Origin of the sequence: Flagellimonas aequoris, from assembly GCF_003584165.1 — a bacterium.
Classification (GTDB): domain Bacteria; phylum Bacteroidota; class Bacteroidia; order Flavobacteriales; family Flavobacteriaceae; genus Flagellimonas; species Flagellimonas aequoris.
The window spans coordinates 250,767-267,513 of record NZ_QXFJ01000009.1 but is presented as its reverse complement, the minus strand read 5'-3'; the positions used below and the strand labels follow the sequence as shown (position 1 = coordinate 267,513).

13 protein-coding genes and 1 pseudogene are annotated in these 16,747 nt (G+C 44.5%); 4 read left to right on the top strand and 10 right to left on the bottom strand.

Annotated features, from left to right (window positions below; genetic code table 11):
* Positions 1 to 39: 39 nt before the first annotated feature.
* The 5 genes from D2U88_RS03925 to D2U88_RS03905 all read right to left on the bottom strand — a co-directional run bounded on the left by D2U88_RS03925 (position 40) and on the right by D2U88_RS03905 (position 4,369).
* Positions 40 to 1,218: an efflux RND transporter periplasmic adaptor subunit gene (locus tag D2U88_RS03925; RefSeq protein WP_119639029.1), complete on the bottom strand. Its 1,179-nt coding sequence runs from the start codon at positions 1,216 to 1,218 to the stop codon at positions 40 to 42.
* A 23-nt stretch (positions 1,219 to 1,241) separates the two neighbouring features.
* Positions 1,242 to 2,573: a TolC family protein gene (locus tag D2U88_RS03920; protein ID WP_119638988.1), complete on the bottom strand. Its 1,332-nt coding sequence runs from the start codon at positions 2,571 to 2,573 to the stop codon at positions 1,242 to 1,244.
* Positions 2,574 to 3,179 (bottom strand): TetR/AcrR family transcriptional regulator, encoded by a 606-nt coding sequence (locus D2U88_RS03915; protein ID WP_119638987.1) that lies wholly within the window; start codon positions 3,177 to 3,179, stop codon positions 2,574 to 2,576.
* Positions 3,180 to 3,396: 217 nt separating this feature from the next.
* On the bottom strand, positions 3,397 to 3,831 hold the full coding sequence (locus D2U88_RS03910) for a hypothetical protein (RefSeq protein ID WP_119638986.1): 435 nt from the start codon (positions 3,829 to 3,831) through the stop codon (positions 3,397 to 3,399).
* Entirely contained in the window at positions 3,821 to 4,369 is a 549-nt protein-coding gene (locus D2U88_RS03905; protein ID WP_119638985.1) for an RNA polymerase sigma factor, read from the bottom strand. The genes D2U88_RS03910 and D2U88_RS03905 overlap by 11 nt, the downstream gene beginning before the upstream one ends.
* 178 nt (positions 4,370 to 4,547) lie before the next feature.
* Here D2U88_RS03905 and D2U88_RS03900 point away from each other — a divergent pair, with 178 nt between their 5' ends.
* Positions 4,548 to 5,531, top strand: a complete 984-nt coding sequence (locus tag D2U88_RS03900; protein WP_119638984.1) for a polyprenyl synthetase family protein — start codon at positions 4,548 to 4,550, stop codon at positions 5,529 to 5,531.
* Here D2U88_RS03900 and D2U88_RS03895 read toward each other — a convergent pair.
* The 4 genes from D2U88_RS03895 to D2U88_RS03880 all read right to left on the bottom strand — a co-directional run bounded on the left by D2U88_RS03895 (position 5,528) and on the right by D2U88_RS03880 (position 11,548).
* Positions 5,528 to 6,670, bottom strand: a complete 1,143-nt coding sequence (locus D2U88_RS03895; RefSeq protein ID WP_119638983.1) for a lycopene cyclase family protein — start codon at positions 6,668 to 6,670, stop codon at positions 5,528 to 5,530. The genes D2U88_RS03900 and D2U88_RS03895 overlap by 4 nt on opposite strands.
* Before the next feature lie 49 nt (positions 6,671 to 6,719).
* The gene (locus D2U88_RS03890; RefSeq protein ID WP_119638982.1) at positions 6,720 to 8,324 is read right to left on the bottom strand and encodes a solute:sodium symporter family transporter; all 1,605 of its coding nucleotides are present in this window, start codon (positions 8,322 to 8,324) and stop codon (positions 6,720 to 6,722) included.
* A gap of 3 nt (positions 8,325 to 8,327) precedes the next feature.
* Entirely contained in the window at positions 8,328 to 9,194 is an 867-nt protein-coding gene (locus tag D2U88_RS03885) for an inositol oxygenase family protein (protein ID WP_182859094.1), read from the bottom strand.
* 143 nt (positions 9,195 to 9,337) lie between these two features.
* A complete protein-coding gene (locus D2U88_RS03880; RefSeq protein ID WP_119638981.1) occupies positions 9,338 to 11,548 on the bottom strand; it encodes a TonB-dependent receptor in 2,211 nt (736 codons plus the stop codon).
* Positions 11,549 to 11,689: 141 nt separating this feature from the next.
* Here D2U88_RS03880 and D2U88_RS03875 point away from each other — a divergent pair, with 141 nt between their 5' ends.
* The 3 genes and pseudogenes from D2U88_RS03875 to feoB all read left to right on the top strand — a co-directional run bounded on the left by D2U88_RS03875 (position 11,690) and on the right by feoB (position 15,608).
* A complete protein-coding gene (locus D2U88_RS03875) occupies positions 11,690 to 12,337 on the top strand; it encodes a metal-dependent transcriptional regulator (RefSeq protein ID WP_119638980.1) in 648 nt (215 codons plus the stop codon).
* Between the two features lie 25 nt (positions 12,338 to 12,362).
* Positions 12,363 to 13,406, top strand: coding sequence for a metal-dependent transcriptional regulator (locus D2U88_RS03870; protein ID WP_119638979.1), 1,044 nt, complete (start codon positions 12,363 to 12,365; stop codon positions 13,404 to 13,406).
* A pseudogene (gene feoB, locus D2U88_RS03865) lies at positions 13,390 to 15,608 on the top strand (ferrous iron transport protein B). Before D2U88_RS03870 ends, feoB begins: the two are co-directional and overlap by 17 nt.
* A gap of 4 nt (positions 15,609 to 15,612) precedes the next feature.
* Here the strand turns inward: feoB and D2U88_RS03860 are convergent.
* Positions 15,613 to 16,746 (bottom strand): efflux RND transporter periplasmic adaptor subunit, encoded by a 1,134-nt coding sequence (locus D2U88_RS03860; RefSeq protein WP_119638978.1) that lies wholly within the window; start codon positions 16,744 to 16,746, stop codon positions 15,613 to 15,615.
* Position 16,747 lies beyond the last annotated feature (1 nt).

The window sequence follows — 16,747 nt, the reverse complement described above, 5'->3', positions numbered from 1 at the left end:
TTTTTAAGTCTTTGGTCTATGGTTGATAGACGTTGGATCCTATTGTTGGATGTTTTTGATCTTCACTTTTTGTCCCTCTTTCACGCTTCGGGCACCTTCATCAATAATGGCGTCGCCACTGTTGATCCCTGATAGTACTTCCACAAAATCCCCTTGCGTTTTGCCTGTGGTGATGACCACCTTTTTGGCCACTGGGTCGTTTTCGATGGAATCAGCGGCTACCAAGAACACATATTGCTCACCATCGGCATTTTCCGATAGGATGCTTTGGGGAATAAGAATGGCATTTTCGCTGGTATAGTCATTGATCATGACCCTGGCCGTTAGGTTTGGTTTGATCTTACCATCGTGGCTGGGTACTGGAATTTCTGCGGTGAACGATCGGTTGCTCGGATTGATGAAGTTTCCGGTTTCCCTGATTTTGGTGGCAACACTATCGCCCAACACGGGGAAATATACTTTTACGTCCTTTCCGGGGTTTACATTGGGGAGGTGGCTTTCAGGAACTTCCACTTCAACATACATATTGGAAAGGTTCACGATACGGAACACCTCGGAACCTGCACCTGGTGCGATCACGGTTCCTTGATCTTTGATCACATCGTCTATGATTCCAGCAAAAGGAGCCCTAATGGTCGATTTGGCCACTTGGCTTTCCATTTGCTTTACCGCGCTTTGCTGGGCCTCGTAATTGGTCTTGGCCTGTAGGTACTGGATTTCGGAACCGATGTTCTGTTCCCAAAGTCTTTTTTGACGTTCAAAAGTGGTCTTGCTCAGTTCCGCTTGGGTCTTAAGCTGCGCCAATTGGCTGGACAGGCCACCATCGTCTATGCTGGCCAATATTTGACCCTTGGCCACTTTTTGTCCCTCTTTTACATACACATGGTTAAGGGTACCGGCCATTTCAGGATAGATGAGCACGTTCTGTTTGGTCATCACATCTCCCTGAAGCTCCAAATAGTGATCGAACTTTTGTGGATGTACCTGTATGGTGGTCACCAAAGGCAATTTGGCGGAATCGTCCAATAGGGCGATTACGGAATCCAAGGAATTGAGCTGCATTTCCAAGGCCTTGTGCTCTTTGGAAATTTCCACATGCTTGGCACGTATGGCATCAAGGTCGTTGCTGGCAAGGACTTTTTCCAAAGATTTGTTGCTGCCGCCCCCGCAAGAAGCCAAAACTGCCGCTGTTAGTGTTATATATATAGTCTTTTTCATGATGGAATGGTTTTCTCTTGTGATCATTTGTTTAATATGGTTTCCAGTTCGGTTTTCTTGTTGATGACATCTACCATGGATTGCAGATATTCCTGTTGACTGGTGTACAACTGTGTCTGTGCCTGTCTTAGGTCAAAGCTGGTGGCCAGACCCTCGGCGTATTTGATTTGGTTTTTCTTTTCGATACGTTCGGCCAGTTCCAAATTTTTCTTGAAGGTGCCGTACTGCTCAATGGCAAGGATATAATCGCTCTTGGCGCTTTCCAATTGAAGTCGAATCTGCGCTTGAGCCTCAGTAAACTGCGTTTTGGCCTTGTCCAGCGCAATTTTGGCGCGTTGGGTACTTGCACTTCTCTTGAATGAGCTGAAAATGGGGATGTTCAGGTCCACTCCCAAAATGGAGGAACCGAACCATTTTTGCCCGCTGTTCAAGAAGGAGAAATCATTGCTGAAAGAGTTTCCGCCGTAATTGACAAATGCATTCAAAGTGGGCAGTGCGTAACTTTTGGCCAATTTCAGTTCAAGGGCCCTCTGCTCGTTCAAATTGATTGCCATTTTGTAATCGACATTGTTTTCAATAGTGAACTCGCTGTCCAAAAGACCTAGGTCTATTTGACGTTGGGTAAGGTCATCCAGGTTTTCGGTTAAAACGGTGGGTGTTTCAATAGGTAACCCCAATACCAAATTGAGCATCTGTAGCGTGATAAGTTCCAAACGCTTGGCATTCTTCAACTGGTTGTCCACAGAAGAAAGGGTTATCTGCAACTGATCCACACTTTCCTCATCTCCCAGGCCATTTTCATAGATACGTTTGGTCTCGTAAAGATTCTTTTCCAGAGTGGCCTTGTTCTTTTCGGAAATTTGCACGCTTTCTTGTGCCAACAGCACATTGCCATAGGCTTCCACCACGGATTTTCTAACCTCCAACTCGGTTTTCTCCTTGTTGTTCTGGCTGTACTCCAAAAAGGTCTTGGTGGCCTGTACCCCCACAATGTAGGAACCATCGAAGATTTGTTGTCTCAAGGTGGCCGATGCCGTCATGGACTGCTTTTGACCAAAGACCACTTCTTGGTAGGTGCCAGGCTCACCCCCGAAGAATTCCGCGGGAATCTGGGATACGGGCTGTTTCAATTGGTTCTGATAGCTTACCGCTCCGGAGATCTGTGGTAGGCCCGTGGCAATGGTTTCCCACTTTTGCTTTTGGGCATCCACTATGTCCCTAGAGGCATTGATGGCGCTATAGTTGTGCTCCAAAGCGTAGGCAATGGCCCCATCCAAACTGAAATTTGGGATGGTATCCTGGGCCGAGGCCAGCCAGGGCAATAGTAACATTAGACTGATAAGGGTTGTTCGCATTTATTCTTGATTTGAATTGATGATAGAGTTTAGTATGTTTCTTCCCTTGGGTGTTACGATTCCCCTCAGGTGGTATTCGAGATAATAGTCCAATAATTCGGCCCTACTGAAAATTTCCGTTGGAAAAACATTGTTGTCTTTAATGCTCATGACCCCCGTGAAATAGATCCGCGATACGAATTCCACGTTGAGGTTGTCACGATAAATTCCCATTTCCATTCCCCTTTTTACATTTTCAGCCACACAACGGTGCGTACACTCAAACTGGATTTCCTTCAATGAGGAATGGATCTTTGGATAATATTTCTGCAATTGGTACAATGGGGATGATTTTTCGTCCTTCAGATGCACCATGATGAATTTTTTGATCTCATATAATTCTTCAATCGGGTTTTTTTCCAGGGCTATGATGTTATCGATGCCGCAGGTAATGAAATCCGACATGGACATGGTGGTTTCCTGTACCAACTCGGTCTTGTTCTTAAAATGGGAATAAATGGTCTTTTTCGATATTCCCATTTCATTGGCCAAATCGTCCATGGTAATGCTCTTAAAACCAAGGTTTAAGAACATGTCTGTTGCTTTTTGTATAATCTTCTCCCTCATAATGAGCGGCAAATGTAAGTATGGAAACTTTAAAAACAAAAAAAGTTTCCATGGTTTTACATTTTTTTAACGAGGGCTTAAAGGTTTGTTCTAGTGGGTTTCTTCTATATTGCTAAATAGGGGGCGAATATGTGGCTCATTATCTTTGGAACCATCTATAATACTGCCCAAGCGCCAAAAGAAGGGGCTGAAACGGAGTAAATACCGGTTTTTGGAATTATTCTTGTTCTGATTTATCATGATTTTCGTTTTTGATTTTTTCTACATAAGCTTTGAAGGACTGTTCCCCTTCTTCTTTCCAAAACTGGTCATAGTGTTTCCACTCTTCAAAATCCCTCCGCATGGAACCACAACGCTTGGATGCATTAAATTTCCTTTTATGGCTTGGGCCTCCTCCTTTTTTTCCGCCGCCGCCACCAAATCCGAAGAGGAGCTTGGCTATGACAAAGATTCCAAGGGCCTGCCAGTAGGTTATGGTGGTTAATCCGAAGAGATCGGGCATCAACCAGTTCCACAAACGCATCAACACATAATTGGCCAATAGGAAGAATGCAACTGCCAGTATGATCATGGCTATGACCTTGACCACCTTTTTTACGTAGTGCCCCACATTTTTTTCAACTCTCCTTTCAAATTCTTTTTTACGTTCCATAATTAAATTCTTTTATGTTTTCCAATGTTTTTGACAATTCCGACATGGCACGGTGTCTTCTGGACATGAGTGTTCCAGAGGGTATCCCGGTCCGTTCGGATATCTCTTTATAGGTATATCCTTCAAAATCCACAGCTATGATGATGTCCCTGTAGGCCGGCTTCAGATCAGAGACCGCTTTTTTTAGGGCTGCTTCCATTTCTGGGGAATAGCTGTTGTCCGCATCACCGTAGAACAGTTCCGCAAATTCCTGCCACTGTCCATCGATGTCCTCGCTGGGGAGCTTTCGTTCTTTTTTCCCCCGCATAATATCAATGATCCTGTTTCGTATGGCGTTGTACACAAACCCACCTACATTGGTAATGGGGATGGCATCATCTGGCCGCGAAAATATCCGAAGAGCAACGTCCTGCACAATATCCTCTGCATCCCTTTCCGAGGTGTCCCGGATTTTGGATTGCACATACGATCTCAACGAACCATATTCGTCGTTGAAAAAAGTAGTGAGGTTATTATGGTTTTCTGTTTTGGCTGCCATTAATCAATTGGACTGGTTGCTGTCTTCAACTATAGAGACGAAGGATTTCAAATCTATTGCATTTTTAGTGCAAAAATTTTTAAAGGGATGCCGTTTTGGATTTTTGGATGCTTCCAAAAGAGAAGTATTCATTAAGCTTGCCATCATTTTTTGATTTTTTGCACGTATTTTTGGCGTCATGGCAAAAACCCAATTCATCGATAGGTACAAGGACCAATTCTTGGCACATTTAGAAAAAAGGTCGCAGGTTACCGAACCGAAAAACCTTTACGAACCTATACATTACATTTTAGGTTTGGGAGGAAAGCGACTCAGGCCCATTTTAACGTTGATGACCACGGAACTTTTTGGTGGAAAAGTTGAAGAAGCCATGGATGCCGCATTGGCCATTGAAATGTTCCACAATTTTTCTTTGGTGCACGATGATATTATGGATGATGCCCCCTTGCGTCGCGGGAAGGTCACTGTGCATGAAAAATGGGACATCAACACCGGAATTTTGTCCGGGGACGCCATGTTGATCCTTTCCTATCAATTTTTTGAAAGCTACCCTACGGATATGTTCAAAGAGTTGACCAAACTTTTTAGCAAAACGGCTATTGAGGTGTGCGAGGGCCAACAATACGATGTGGATTTTGAGACGAGGGACGATGTCACCATCCCGGAATACCTTAAAATGATAGAATACAAGACCTCGGTATTGGTGGCGGCTGCCATGAAAATGGGGGCGATCATTGCCAAGGCCCCGGAAAAGGAAGCCACGGCCATTTATGAGTTTGGCAGAAACCTTGGGATAGCCTTTCAGTTGCAGGACGATTATCTGGATGCCTTTGGGGACCCTGAAACTTTTGGAAAACAGGTTGGAGGGGACATCATGGAGAACAAAAAGACCTTTTTGTATTTGCGTTCCCTGGAAAAAGCGAACAAGCAAGATCGAGAAAGCCTGCAGCATTTGTATTCTATTAAACCCGAAGACCCGACCACCAAGGTACAAGCCGTAAAGTCCATTTTCATGCAAAGTGGGGCGGTTGAGGATGCCAAATCTGAAATAGAATCTTACACGCAAAAAGCCTACAAAACGTTGAGGGAACTGAATTTGCCAGAAGCAAGCAAACAAGTATTAAGGCAATTCGGGGAAAGTTTGATGCAACGTACCGTTTAAAAAATCCGGTTGATCAATGCCTTGATGAAAGGCATGGGTTTTGGGGCGGTCACAATTTGTAATTCTTCCCATAGATTGGTCTCATTGCCCAAAAATTTCAGGATCAAAGACGGTTTTCTTTTTTTGAAAAGGGAGGTGAAAATGGAAGCTCCCAAATGGTTGTTTTTGTACAGAATGTCCAACAAAAGCATATCGTAAAACCCAAACCTACTTTTTTGATGGAATTGGGAAAGTGGCTTCCCCATTTTCAAATGCTCCACCAATTTTACAATCTGCTGACTAGTATGATAAAAGGTAAATCCGGTACTGGGTTTGGCCCATCCGCCTGCAATGCCAATGTGAAAAATCCGATTGGTATTTTTATGATAAAAGGGATAACAGGTCATGGGAATGGTTCCGAATTCCTTTTCTTGAATGGTATAATTGATATTTGGAAACCGCTCTTCGATATAATTCTTGATGGCCACTTCGTATTCATCTTTTTCCAGAAGATGTTCTGAAAACAAGGTGTATTCCACCAATGCTTCGGTTTCCGAAAAGGGAAGTACGTACATAAACCGTGTATTGCCTTTTTGGGAAATTGAAAAGTCCATAAAAGTGGCTATGTCCAATTTAAAAACCGAACGGTTGGTTTTTATTGTCCATCCCAAGAAGTGTTGCTGCAGTAGGGGATACCTTTTTTGTTGGGCTAACACCTCCTTATCATACAGGCTTGAAAAAACACATTCACCAACATATGTGGAACGTTCCGTAGTGACGATGACTTGACTCTCCTTCTTCTTAATATCCACTACACCTTGTTGATTCCACGTAATGTTGGGATATGCTTTTACTTTGGGAACGAAGTGTTGGTAAAAATCAATCCCACGGATCATTTTGTAGGTATAAGGAGCGATGGATGTTTGTAATTCCAGTCCTTTACCTGCGACATGAATTTGGTCCCACGATTGGTGCATCAAAAAATCGAACTGACCTTCTCCTTTTTCCCAAAAACACCAAGTCCGGTCGTTCAGGTCTTTAGGTTCTTTCTCCAAGACCAAAATGGATTTGTTGGCGAAGAAAGCATCACTTCCCAAGGCCTCGGCCAATAAAAGTCCGGCTGCACCGGCACCCACAATGATGTAGTCGAATTTGGTCATGGCGTAAAAATACACATAGAAAGCCGTAGTTGGGAATCTGGTTTTGCAACTATCCTACATGACCGAGTAAAATGTAAACCGCCAAGGTGGCCACTACCAAAAATATGCTGAATCCTTTGGCATATTTCCATTGGGTCACATCTACCACGCCAATGTTGGTAATGCTAAACGAATTTGTTCTTGGATAGAAATGTGAAACCAAAAGCATAACGGCAATGTTCAGCACAAATTCAATGCCCCAAATATGGACGTAGTGCATATCTACCTGCCAAATAAAATTGGTGAAAATGTAAAAGAACAAACCGAACAATAAACCTACTTTGGCCGCTTTGGCTGATACCTTGGGCAGGAAGAATCCAGCTAAGATAACGGTAGCCATGGGGATAAAGAATATTCCGTTTAGCTGCTGCAACAATTGGTAGAGTCCCCTAGGAGCATGTGCAATAAAGGGTGCAATCCCAATGGCAAACAAGGCCAACAATGCGGAGGTGGATTTACCTATTTTGACCAACCGGTTTTCGTTCGCATTTTTGTTGATATAACGCTTGTATATGCCCAAACTGAAAATGGTAGCTGCACTGTTCAACGCGCTGTTGAAGGTACTCAAAATGGCTCCCATCAAAACGGCAACAAAAAAACCGGTCATCCAAAAGGGTAACACTTGTTTCACCAGACTAGGATAGACAAGTTCCTTTTTATCGTAAAATGTATCGTTGAAATAGTAATAGGCAATGATGCCAGGGAGAACGATGATCAAAGGGATCAATATCTTCAAGAGTCCTGCATACAACAATCCTTTCTGGGCTTCTTTCAAGCTTACTGCTCCTAAAACCCGTTGAATGATGGATTGGTGCATGGTCCAAAAATACAGTTGGTTGATGATCAATCCAGTAAACAGCACACCAAAGGGCATGATGGCATCACGGGAGCCTGGTCCCACAGAAACTTCATCACTGACCACGTTGAATTTTTCGGGAGCTTTTTCAAACACCAATCGGAGACCTTCCAGAATGTTGCCATCCCCAATGTTCCACAAAGCCAATAATGGAATAGAAATTCCGGCTATCAACAGTCCAAAACCGTTGATGGTATCGGTGTAGGCGACCATTTTCAACCCACCAAAAATGGCATAAACCGCACCGATAAATCCCACAACAATTACTGTTAACCAAAGGCCTTCGGTCTGGGTAATGCCCAACAAACCAGAAATATCAAAAATCTGCTCAATACTGATGGCACCAGAGTACAACACAATAGGCAAAAGTGTGGATACAAAGGAAATGATGAGCAAAAAAGCAATCATGGTCCTGGTCAATCCGTCAAAACGCTTTTCCAGAAACTCTGGAATGGTAGTGAGGCCCATTTGTAGGTATCGTGGCGCAAAGTATAGAGCTGCGGCAACCAAGGCCAACGCCGAGGTCACTTCCCAAGCTACAATAATGGCACCGTGTTTATAGGCATCCCCGTTCATACCCACCAAATGTTCCGTGGAAATATTGGTCAACAACAGGGAACCGGCAATCACAATTCCTGTCAAACTTCGCCCACCCAAAAAATAACCATCCTTGGTGGAGAAGTTGTCCTTACGTAATTTCCAACTGGAGTACGCGGCAACAAAGGCCGTGAACACAAAAAAACTAATGAATGCTACCATCCGCTAAAACCGAATCGTATCGGGCAGATATTTGGAAGCCAAATCCTCATAATAGGGGCGTAGTTCCTTTACATTGGGTTTTACGGGTGCCTTGGAATATAGATCGTAGGGATTGAATTTATCCACCCACTTGAACATGGCCCGATCGTGGTCATCCATCAAATGATCATAGGCATGTTCCCTGTGTTGGGAATAAAAACTGTGATAGCGGATCATGTACAAACCTTCTTCGGGCAGATAATCCTTCATGATGTGGTAGAGGTATTCATCATGCCCCCAGGACATATGAACATTCTTCAATCCACAATTTTCCTTGTATACGCCAAGTTTGGTGTTGAAACGTTCATCGGTATTATCCGGGTTGGCATTGAAGAATTCAGGATACACAATTTTATCCGAGAATTTACAGCCCACAGGGAATGTGTCGCCTACTACGGCCCATTGCGGTTCGCCAAAAAGGCAAAGTACCTTGCCCAAATCGTGCAGGAACCCGGTCAGCACAAACCAATCAGGGTGTCCGTCGGCGCGAATGGCTTCAGAAGTCTGTAAAAGGTGTTGGGTCTGGTCCAGGTCAATATCGGGATCGGAATCGTCCACCAAAGTGTTCAAATATTCCACGGCATCCCAAAGGCTCATTTCCCTGCGGTTGAGGGAAAGGAACTCTTTTTCTTTCTCTAATACAAAATCGTAAGTCTGAAAGGTATGGTTCATCTTGTAGAATTCCTTCACCGTATCCCTGGCAGGATCATCATAATTCCGGAATTCTTCCTTGGACTTTGTGGGATTTTCGGGGTAACGTTCCAGCACGTTATCTTCCCAAAGCTCCATCATATCATGGGCTTCTTTCTTTTGTTGTTGGTTTAGTTTCATGATTGTGCAAATAATGGGGATGTGCACCCCGTTACCTTAAAAATAGTTTTTTTTTTGATTTAAGGCCTATAAAGCAGCATTTTATAGATGAAGTTGTGGATGGACGACCTGTATTTTTATGTTTTTCAGTTTAATATTTAGCCTTATAAAATCGTATACCGCAATCCTAAAAACCCTCGAATACCTTGATTGGGGCCGTATACATATCCAGGGTCAAAAGTCAGTGCATACGGATTGTCTGGAGTGGCAACGGCATTCCCATTGGCATCAAAAGTGACGTTTTTATCGAATGGGTCATTGGCCCGGGCAATGATGAAAGGATTGCCTCGATTTGGGCTCCAGTCCAACAGGTTTTTGATGCCTGCATATGCTTCAAAGTTGGGGAGCCCTTTGTAAGTGAATTGAATGTTTTGAATGCTCCATGTTGGGGAATATTCCCGCCGGGGATCCAAATCGCTCAAAAGCGGTAGCCGCATGGGACCATAGAGGTTTCCCGTGTAGTCAACAGCCAAGTGAAGTTTTCGAAATGTATATGACAAATTCCAGGTAGCCGTAATGCTTTCGGTTAGGATTTGCTTTTGGCGAATGCCATTTTCAGTATTACTTACATCTTGCCAAGTGGCCCCGACCAAGAATTTGAGCCCGCCTGCAAAGGCAACATCCAAATTGGCACTTATACCCTGTGAAACCGATTTTCCATCAAGGTTATCATAAATGATAAGATTGGGGTCGGTATCGTAATCGGGCAGGATGATATTGGAGAAATGGGTGTAGAATGCAGAGGCATCGAGGCCAATGAAAGTCCCATTGTCGCTATAGATTTTTTTCAGGTAGTTCAGGTTTATGTTGACGGATCGTTCGGGTTTCAGCTCCTCCGCAATGACTACCTCCCGTGCTCCAGTGAGAGCAGCATGATCTTCCGTAAAAAGGTTCACTACCCGAAACCCGGTACCTAGGTTCAATCGTAAAATGTCGTTTGTGGATACCTTCCACTTGTAAGCAACCCTAGGCGTAAAAATATTGCCGTGCCTTTTGTCATAATCATATCGCATTCCAGCCAAAAAAGAGTGTTTTGGTGCAATGGCAATTTCATCTTGGGCAAAAAAACTCGGAATCCAAATGTTATCCGCTGATGGAGTGGCAGGAGTGTTGTCGTTGTAATAATTATAGCGCACAGCGCTTCCAAAAAGCAGATCATGTCTACCTAAGGTTTTATCCCAGGTAAGTTGCGCAAATCCGATTCGCTGATCGGCCAAATATTGGGTATTGCCATAGACTGAGTTCTGGTTATGGTCGTTGTAAGAGAAGGAAAGCAGAAGTTTTTCTTCCAAGGGCAATTGGTATTTCCCCAAGACTTCCCAACGACGGGTATAAATGCTTTCACCATAAATTTCATCACCACCCCGATAATCTGGAGTCCATTGCATTTCCCCGCCCCATCGGTCTTCATAGAAAAATCTACCCGCCAAAGAGAATATTCGGGAGTCTTTGCGTTCAAAATCCCATTTCTGAAAGATGGAAATGCGGTCTTGTAAGGTTAGGTCGGTAAAATTGTCCCCATTGTTGTCAATAGGCTGGTTGTAGTTGAAGTAATTGATCCCAAAAAGCACATCGGCTTTTTTTTCCAAGTTGAATTTAGTGCCCACATCGAGATTGTATTCCCCCCATCCGGTCACAAAACCATCGGCAAAAAACTCCGGGGCACTCAAGGTGTTTTTGGTGATGATATTGATCAACCCACCCACAGCTTCACTACCATACAGGGATGAAGCCGGACCTTTCACAATTTCCACTTGTTCGATCAAGGAATTGGGGATGCCCGTTAAACCATACACGGTGCCCAATCCGCTCACGATAGGCATTCCATCAATAAGCACCAAAGTGTAGGGGCCTTCCAATCCGTTGATATGGATGTCGCCTGTATTACACACATTACAATTGATCTGCGGGCGCACCCCGTTCACGTTTTGAAGGGCATCAAAAATACTGGCTGTTGGGTTCTTTTTTAAAAACGTTGGGGAATAGATCTCAACGGGAACGGGACTTTCCAATCGGCTTACGGGTTTAAGGGTTCCGGTAACCACGGTCTCTTTTAAACTTTGAGCCGAAGGAACCATCTCAATATGGATTGTTAAGGACTGTCCCTTTGATATGGTTAAGGATTTGGAAAAGGAGACATAGCCTAATGCCGAAGCGAAAAGCAGGTGCTCCCCAGTTGGAATATTGGTCAAGGTAAAATTCCCGTTTTCATCCGAGGATGTTCCAAGTTGGGTGTTTTTGATCGTAATGTTCACAAAAGGCACAGGTTGTCCATTTTCCGTTATTTTTCCGGTTACCGATACCGATTGGGCCATGCAACAACTGCTTACCAAAGCAATCCAAAGGAGGGCGATATGTTTGCAAAACGTTTTCAATTTGTATAAAATTAAATTTAGACAAATCTAAAAATAGTTTTTTATAAATAAAAAATGTATTTTTGATAAAATTAAATTGAGATGACCCGATCAGAGGAGAACTATCTGAAAACCATTTTCCATTTGGGAAGCGGGGATGATGCATCCATAAACACCAATGCCATTGCGGAGCAGATGGAAACCAAACCATCCTCTGTTACGGATATGGCCAAGAAATTGGCAGAGAAAGGTCTGGTGAACTATAAAAAATACCAAGGGATTTCCCTTACGGATGCCGGGATAAAAACGGCCCTTTCCATAGTTCGCAAGCATAGACTTTGGGAAACTTTTCTAGTGGAAAAACTTGATTTTGCTTGGGATGAGGTGCATGAAGTGGCGGAACAGTTGGAGCATATCAAGAGTGAAAAATTGATCGATAAGTTGGACCAATTGCTCAAGTTCCCTAAATACGATCCCCATGGTGATCCCATTCCAGGAAAGAACGGTGAATTCCAGGAACATAATAAAGACCTGTTGAGTGAGTTGCCTGTTGGGGCTCACGGGGTTTGTGTGGGGGTAAAGGACAGTTCCTCTGCATTTTTGCAGTATTTGGACAAGCATGAAATTTCAATCGGCAAGCCGATCCAAATTTTAGGGAAAGAGGCATTCGATGGTTCCCTTCACTTAAAGATTGGGGAACGGGAACATACCGTTTCGCATCAGATTGCCTGTAATATCTATTTAAAATGAAACGATTATATAATCCAAAATAGCTATGGAACAACCCGTAATGGCCTTGGTTTTGGGATTGGTGGCCGTTGGAATCCTCATTTGGGTGTTCTGGCCCAAAAAAGGATTGTTGGCCCGTTTGGGAAAAGTACGGATGAGCTCCCAGCGTGTTCTTTTGGAAGACACTTTGAAATACCTTTTCGATTGCGAATATAAGGGCATTGCTTGCAATTTGAACAGTGCTGCGGGAAATCTCAATATCAGTGCAGACCAAATGGCAAAACTGATGGCCCACTTGAAAGATATGGGCCTCGTGGTTTTTGAAGGACACAACATCCAACTTACCGATACCGGAAAATCATATGCGCTTCGGATTGTACGTGTACACAGGATTTGGGAGCGGTTTTTGGCCGATGAGACCGGGGTGCAGCATATGGATTGGCACGGGGAGGCCGACATTCAAGAACACCAATTATCCTTGGAAGAGGCCAATAGGATTGCGGCACGAATGGGTAACCCGGCCTTTGACCCCCATGGTGACCCCATTCCCTCTACGGAAGGGGAAATTCCACCGTTTTCGGGACGGCCCTTAAGTAGTTTAAAGGAAGGGGAAGTGGCCCAAATTGTACATATTGAGGACGAGCCCCATTATATTTTTGAACAACTTTCGGCCCTTGGTCTATACCCCGGCATGCAGGTCTACCAATTGGATGTGCAGCAAGGAAAAATCACCTTTGCGGCCGATGGAAATGAATGTGTGCTTACCCCACTTTTTGCCTCTGCCATTACCGTACAGCCACTACCGAAGGCAGAGCCGATTCAGGAGGGATACCAGCGGTTGTCCGAACTTCAGCCGGATGAAACTGCCAATATTGTGGGCATTTCTTCCTACTGTCGCGGTTTGCAAAGAAGAAGATTGATGGATTTCGGGATTGTTCCGGGTAACTCGATAACCGCTGAGCTTCGGAGTGCCTCGGGAGATCCCGTGGGGTACCGTATTTTGGGAACCACCATTGCCATCAGAAAAGATCAGGCCAACCTGATTTTCATCAATAACATTAAAAAAGAACAACATGAGCAGTCAGCCTAATTGCGAAAATTGTCCGGTGCACCACAAGGGAAACCTCGTCCGATTGGGAATCGATATGGACAAGGTAGACTATGTTGTGGCGCTGGCCGGAAACCCCAATACTGGAAAAAGTACGGTCTTTAATAACCTTACCGGATTACGACAACATACAGGAAACTGGCCTGGAAAAACGGTTGGTAGGGCAGAGGGAGCTTTTTCATATGCCGATGACAATTACAAGATTGTAGACCTTCCGGGTACCTATTCCCTTCTTTCCACCAGTACGGATGAGGAAGTGGCCCGTAATTTTATCCTTTTTGGCCGTCCGGATGTTACCGTAATTGTTGCCGATGCCACCCGTTTGGAGAGGAACTTGAATTTGGTGCTTCAAATATTGGAAATCACCGATAGGGCCATTTTATGTCTCAATTTGATGGATGAAGCCAAGCGTAACCATGTAGAAATCGATGTGCGTGAGCTGACCAGGGAATTGGGCATTCCAGTGATACCTACTTCGGCCCGAAGACGGGATGGTATGGACGAACTGGTGGCCATGATCGCGGAAGTGGCCTCGGGCAAATACATCTGTAAGCCACATCGGGTAAGGAACCATACGCCACAATTAAAACATGCCATTGATACCTTATCTAAAAAATTAAGGGAAACCTATCCAGGTTTGCCCAATGCGGAATGGGTCGCCTTACGTTTGTTGGAAGGAGACCAGAGCATCATCGAGGCCTTGCAAAATGGCATTTTGGATGGATTGGTCGAGAATGAAACTCCAATTGCGATATGATGGAGCAAAATAAAACAGAAAGTACGGAGGAAATCTTGGGGATGGCCAACAACCTGAAATGGGAATTGGGCATGGGCATCCATGACAAGATTGTTTCTTCCTTATACGCCGATGCGGCACAGATTGCGCGCAAAACGGTTTCCATAGATGGGGATAAACCAGCTTTCAGTCTGGATAGAAAGATTGATAAGATCGTGACCAGCCGATGGTCGGGATTCCCGATCATGTTTGTCCTATTGGCCGTGGTGTTTTGGGTGACTATTTCCGGTGCCAATTACCCATCAGGGCTTTTAGCCTCTTTGTTGGTAGATACGCTTCATCCTATCCTGAAAAGTGGGGCCGATAGTTTTATGCCGTGGTGGTTATCCGGACTTTTGATTGATGGGGCCTATTTGGCCATGGCCTGGGTCATTTCCGTAATGCTGCCGCCAATGGCCATATTTTTTCCATTGTTTACTCTTTTGGAAGACTTGGGGTATTTGCCCAGGGTGGCCTTCAATATGGACAGTTTGTTCCGAAAAGCAGGGGCACACGGAAAGCAAGCCCTTACCATGAGCATGGGATTTGGTTGTAACGCCGCAGGGGTCATCGCAGCACGGGTCATCGATAGTCCAAGGGAACGATTGATCGCCATCATCACCAATAACTTTTCGCTTTGTAATGGCCGATGGCCCACACAGATTTTGATTGCCACCATTTTCATCGGGGGTATGGTATCCCCATTTTGGGCCGGTTTGGTTTCCACAGGGGCGGTGGTAGGGGTGGCCGTTTTGGGTATCGCTTTTAGTTTGATCGTTTCCTGGGGTTTAAGTCGCTCCGTTTTGAAGGGTGAAGCTTCTACCTTTAGTTTGGAATTGCCGCCTTATCGTCCGCCAAGGGTGCTTCAAACCTTATACACTTCATTGATCGATAGGACTTTGTTCGTGTTGTGGAGGGCCGTGGTCTTTGCCGTTCCAGCGGGAATGGTGATTTGGTTGGTTTCCAACATCCATATTGGTGGATTGAGCTTGGCCGAACACTTCATTGATTGGTTCAACCCTTTTGCGGTGGTTTTTGGGTTGAACGGGGTCATTTTATTGGCCTACATCATTGCCATTCCTGCTAATGAAATTGTAATCCCGACCATTTTGATGCTCACCGTTTTGGTCACGGGTATGTCCGGGGTCGGTGAGGGCTCCGGGGTCATGTTCGAAATGGATTCCATCACCAGTACCGAAAACATATTAAGGGCAGGGGGTTGGACATTGCTTACTGGGATCAACCTGATGCTGTTCAGCTTGCTGCACAACCCCTGTTCCACTACTATTTATACCATTTACAAAGAGACCAAAAGTGCCAAATGGACTCTAATTGCTACTCTTTTGCCCATTGTGTTGGGATTTGTGGTCTGCTTTTTTACGGCCCAGTTATGGTATTTATTTGCTTAATATGCTATCCTCCAATCAGATCAAAAACTCCTTTGAGCAAAAATTGATCGTCTTGCTTGAGGTCTTCCGAGCTGATTTCGGTAAAACCACCATAGCTATTGCCTTGGGTTACATGGACTTTCTCAAAGGTATAGCCCTCAGCATCTTGGGAAACCAATTTCAACACGTAGGATGACCCTTCGGATTCAATAACTGCTTCATCCGGTAGGGATAGCGCATTTTTGGTATCGGTCATGATCATGGCATTCACGAACATACCGGGCAGGAATCCCGTATCATCCTCGTTTTCCAAATGTCCATGGACTTTTATGGTGCGTTTGGCATCATCTATGGAGGCACCCACCAAATGTACTTCCGCCATATAGGTTTCGTTGGAAGCCTCTGGGATGGTAAATTGGATTTTTTGACCCTTTTTCACCTTTAAAATGTCTTTTTCGAAAACCGTGAGTTCCAGATGGACGTGTTCATTGTTCACAATTTCCAAAATTTCACTGGCAGGGGACACATAACTGCCCATGGAAACGTTCACTTTGGTAACACTGCCCGAAATAGGGGCATAGATACTTGCCAGTGAACTGATAGTGCCTTTTTCCACTTGACTGGGTGAAATGTTCAGCATCTGCAGTTGTTCCCGTAACCCTTGGTATTTGGCCTTTGCAGTTTCATAGTTGCTCTTGGCCTGAAGGAAATTCTTCTGGGAAGCGATCTTTTCATCGAACAAGGTCTGGTTTCGATCGAACTCGGCTTTTAGAAAATCCAGTTGGTTATACACCTGAAGATATTCCTGTTGCATTTGCACGAATTCTTGATTTTCCAAGGTCACCATCAATTGACCCTTTTTTACCTTGTCGCCTATTAAAAGTGGCGTCTTTTTTACGAATCCACCCATAAAGGCCATCACACTGGCCCTATTTTCTGGAGGCACATCGATCATACCCGAGGTTTCCACCACATCGGGAAAACTTCTTTCTTCCAACCCGCCTATGGCGAAATTATTGGCAGAAAATTGGTCTTGGGTTACAACAATGGCGTTCGATTCCGTTTCGGCTTCGGAAGTGCTGTTTTCGTTGTTTTTGTTGCCACATGCTGTCATCAATAAAAGGAAAACGGTGGCGTAGCTATAGATGATATTTTTCATT

Excerpts from the sequence above, each read along its gene's own strand:
- D2U88_RS03925 (WP_119639029.1), bottom strand. The coding sequence starts at position 1,218 with ATGAAAAAGACTATATATATAACACTAACAGCGGCAGTTTTGGCTTCT.
- D2U88_RS03920 (WP_119638988.1), bottom strand. The coding sequence starts at position 2,573 with ATGCGAACAACCCTTATCAGTCTAATGTTACTATTGCCCTGGCTGGCC.
- D2U88_RS03915 (WP_119638987.1), bottom strand. The coding sequence starts at position 3,179 with ATGAGGGAGAAGATTATACAAAAAGCAACAGACATGTTCTTAAACCTT.
- D2U88_RS03910 (WP_119638986.1), bottom strand. The coding sequence starts at position 3,831 with ATGGAACGTAAAAAAGAATTTGAAAGGAGAGTTGAAAAAAATGTGGGG.
- D2U88_RS03905 (WP_119638985.1), bottom strand. The coding sequence starts at position 4,369 with ATGGCAGCCAAAACAGAAAACCATAATAACCTCACTACTTTTTTCAAC.
- D2U88_RS03900 (WP_119638984.1), top strand. The coding sequence starts at position 4,548 with ATGGCAAAAACCCAATTCATCGATAGGTACAAGGACCAATTCTTGGCA.
- D2U88_RS03895 (WP_119638983.1), bottom strand. The coding sequence starts at position 6,670 with ATGACCAAATTCGACTACATCATTGTGGGTGCCGGTGCAGCCGGACTT.
- D2U88_RS03890 (WP_119638982.1), bottom strand. The coding sequence starts at position 8,324 with ATGGTAGCATTCATTAGTTTTTTTGTGTTCACGGCCTTTGTTGCCGCG.
- D2U88_RS03885 (WP_182859094.1), bottom strand. The coding sequence starts at position 9,194 with ATGAAACTAAACCAACAACAAAAGAAAGAAGCCCATGATATGATGGAG.
- D2U88_RS03880 (WP_119638981.1), bottom strand. The coding sequence starts at position 11,548 with ATGGCCCAATCGGTATCGGTAACCGGAAAAATAACGGAAAATGGACAA.
- D2U88_RS03875 (WP_119638980.1), top strand. The coding sequence starts at position 11,690 with ATGACCCGATCAGAGGAGAACTATCTGAAAACCATTTTCCATTTGGGA.
- D2U88_RS03870 (WP_119638979.1), top strand. The coding sequence starts at position 12,363 with ATGGAACAACCCGTAATGGCCTTGGTTTTGGGATTGGTGGCCGTTGGA.
- D2U88_RS03860 (WP_119638978.1), bottom strand. The coding sequence starts at position 16,746 with ATGAAAAATATCATCTATAGCTACGCCACCGTTTTCCTTTTATTGATG.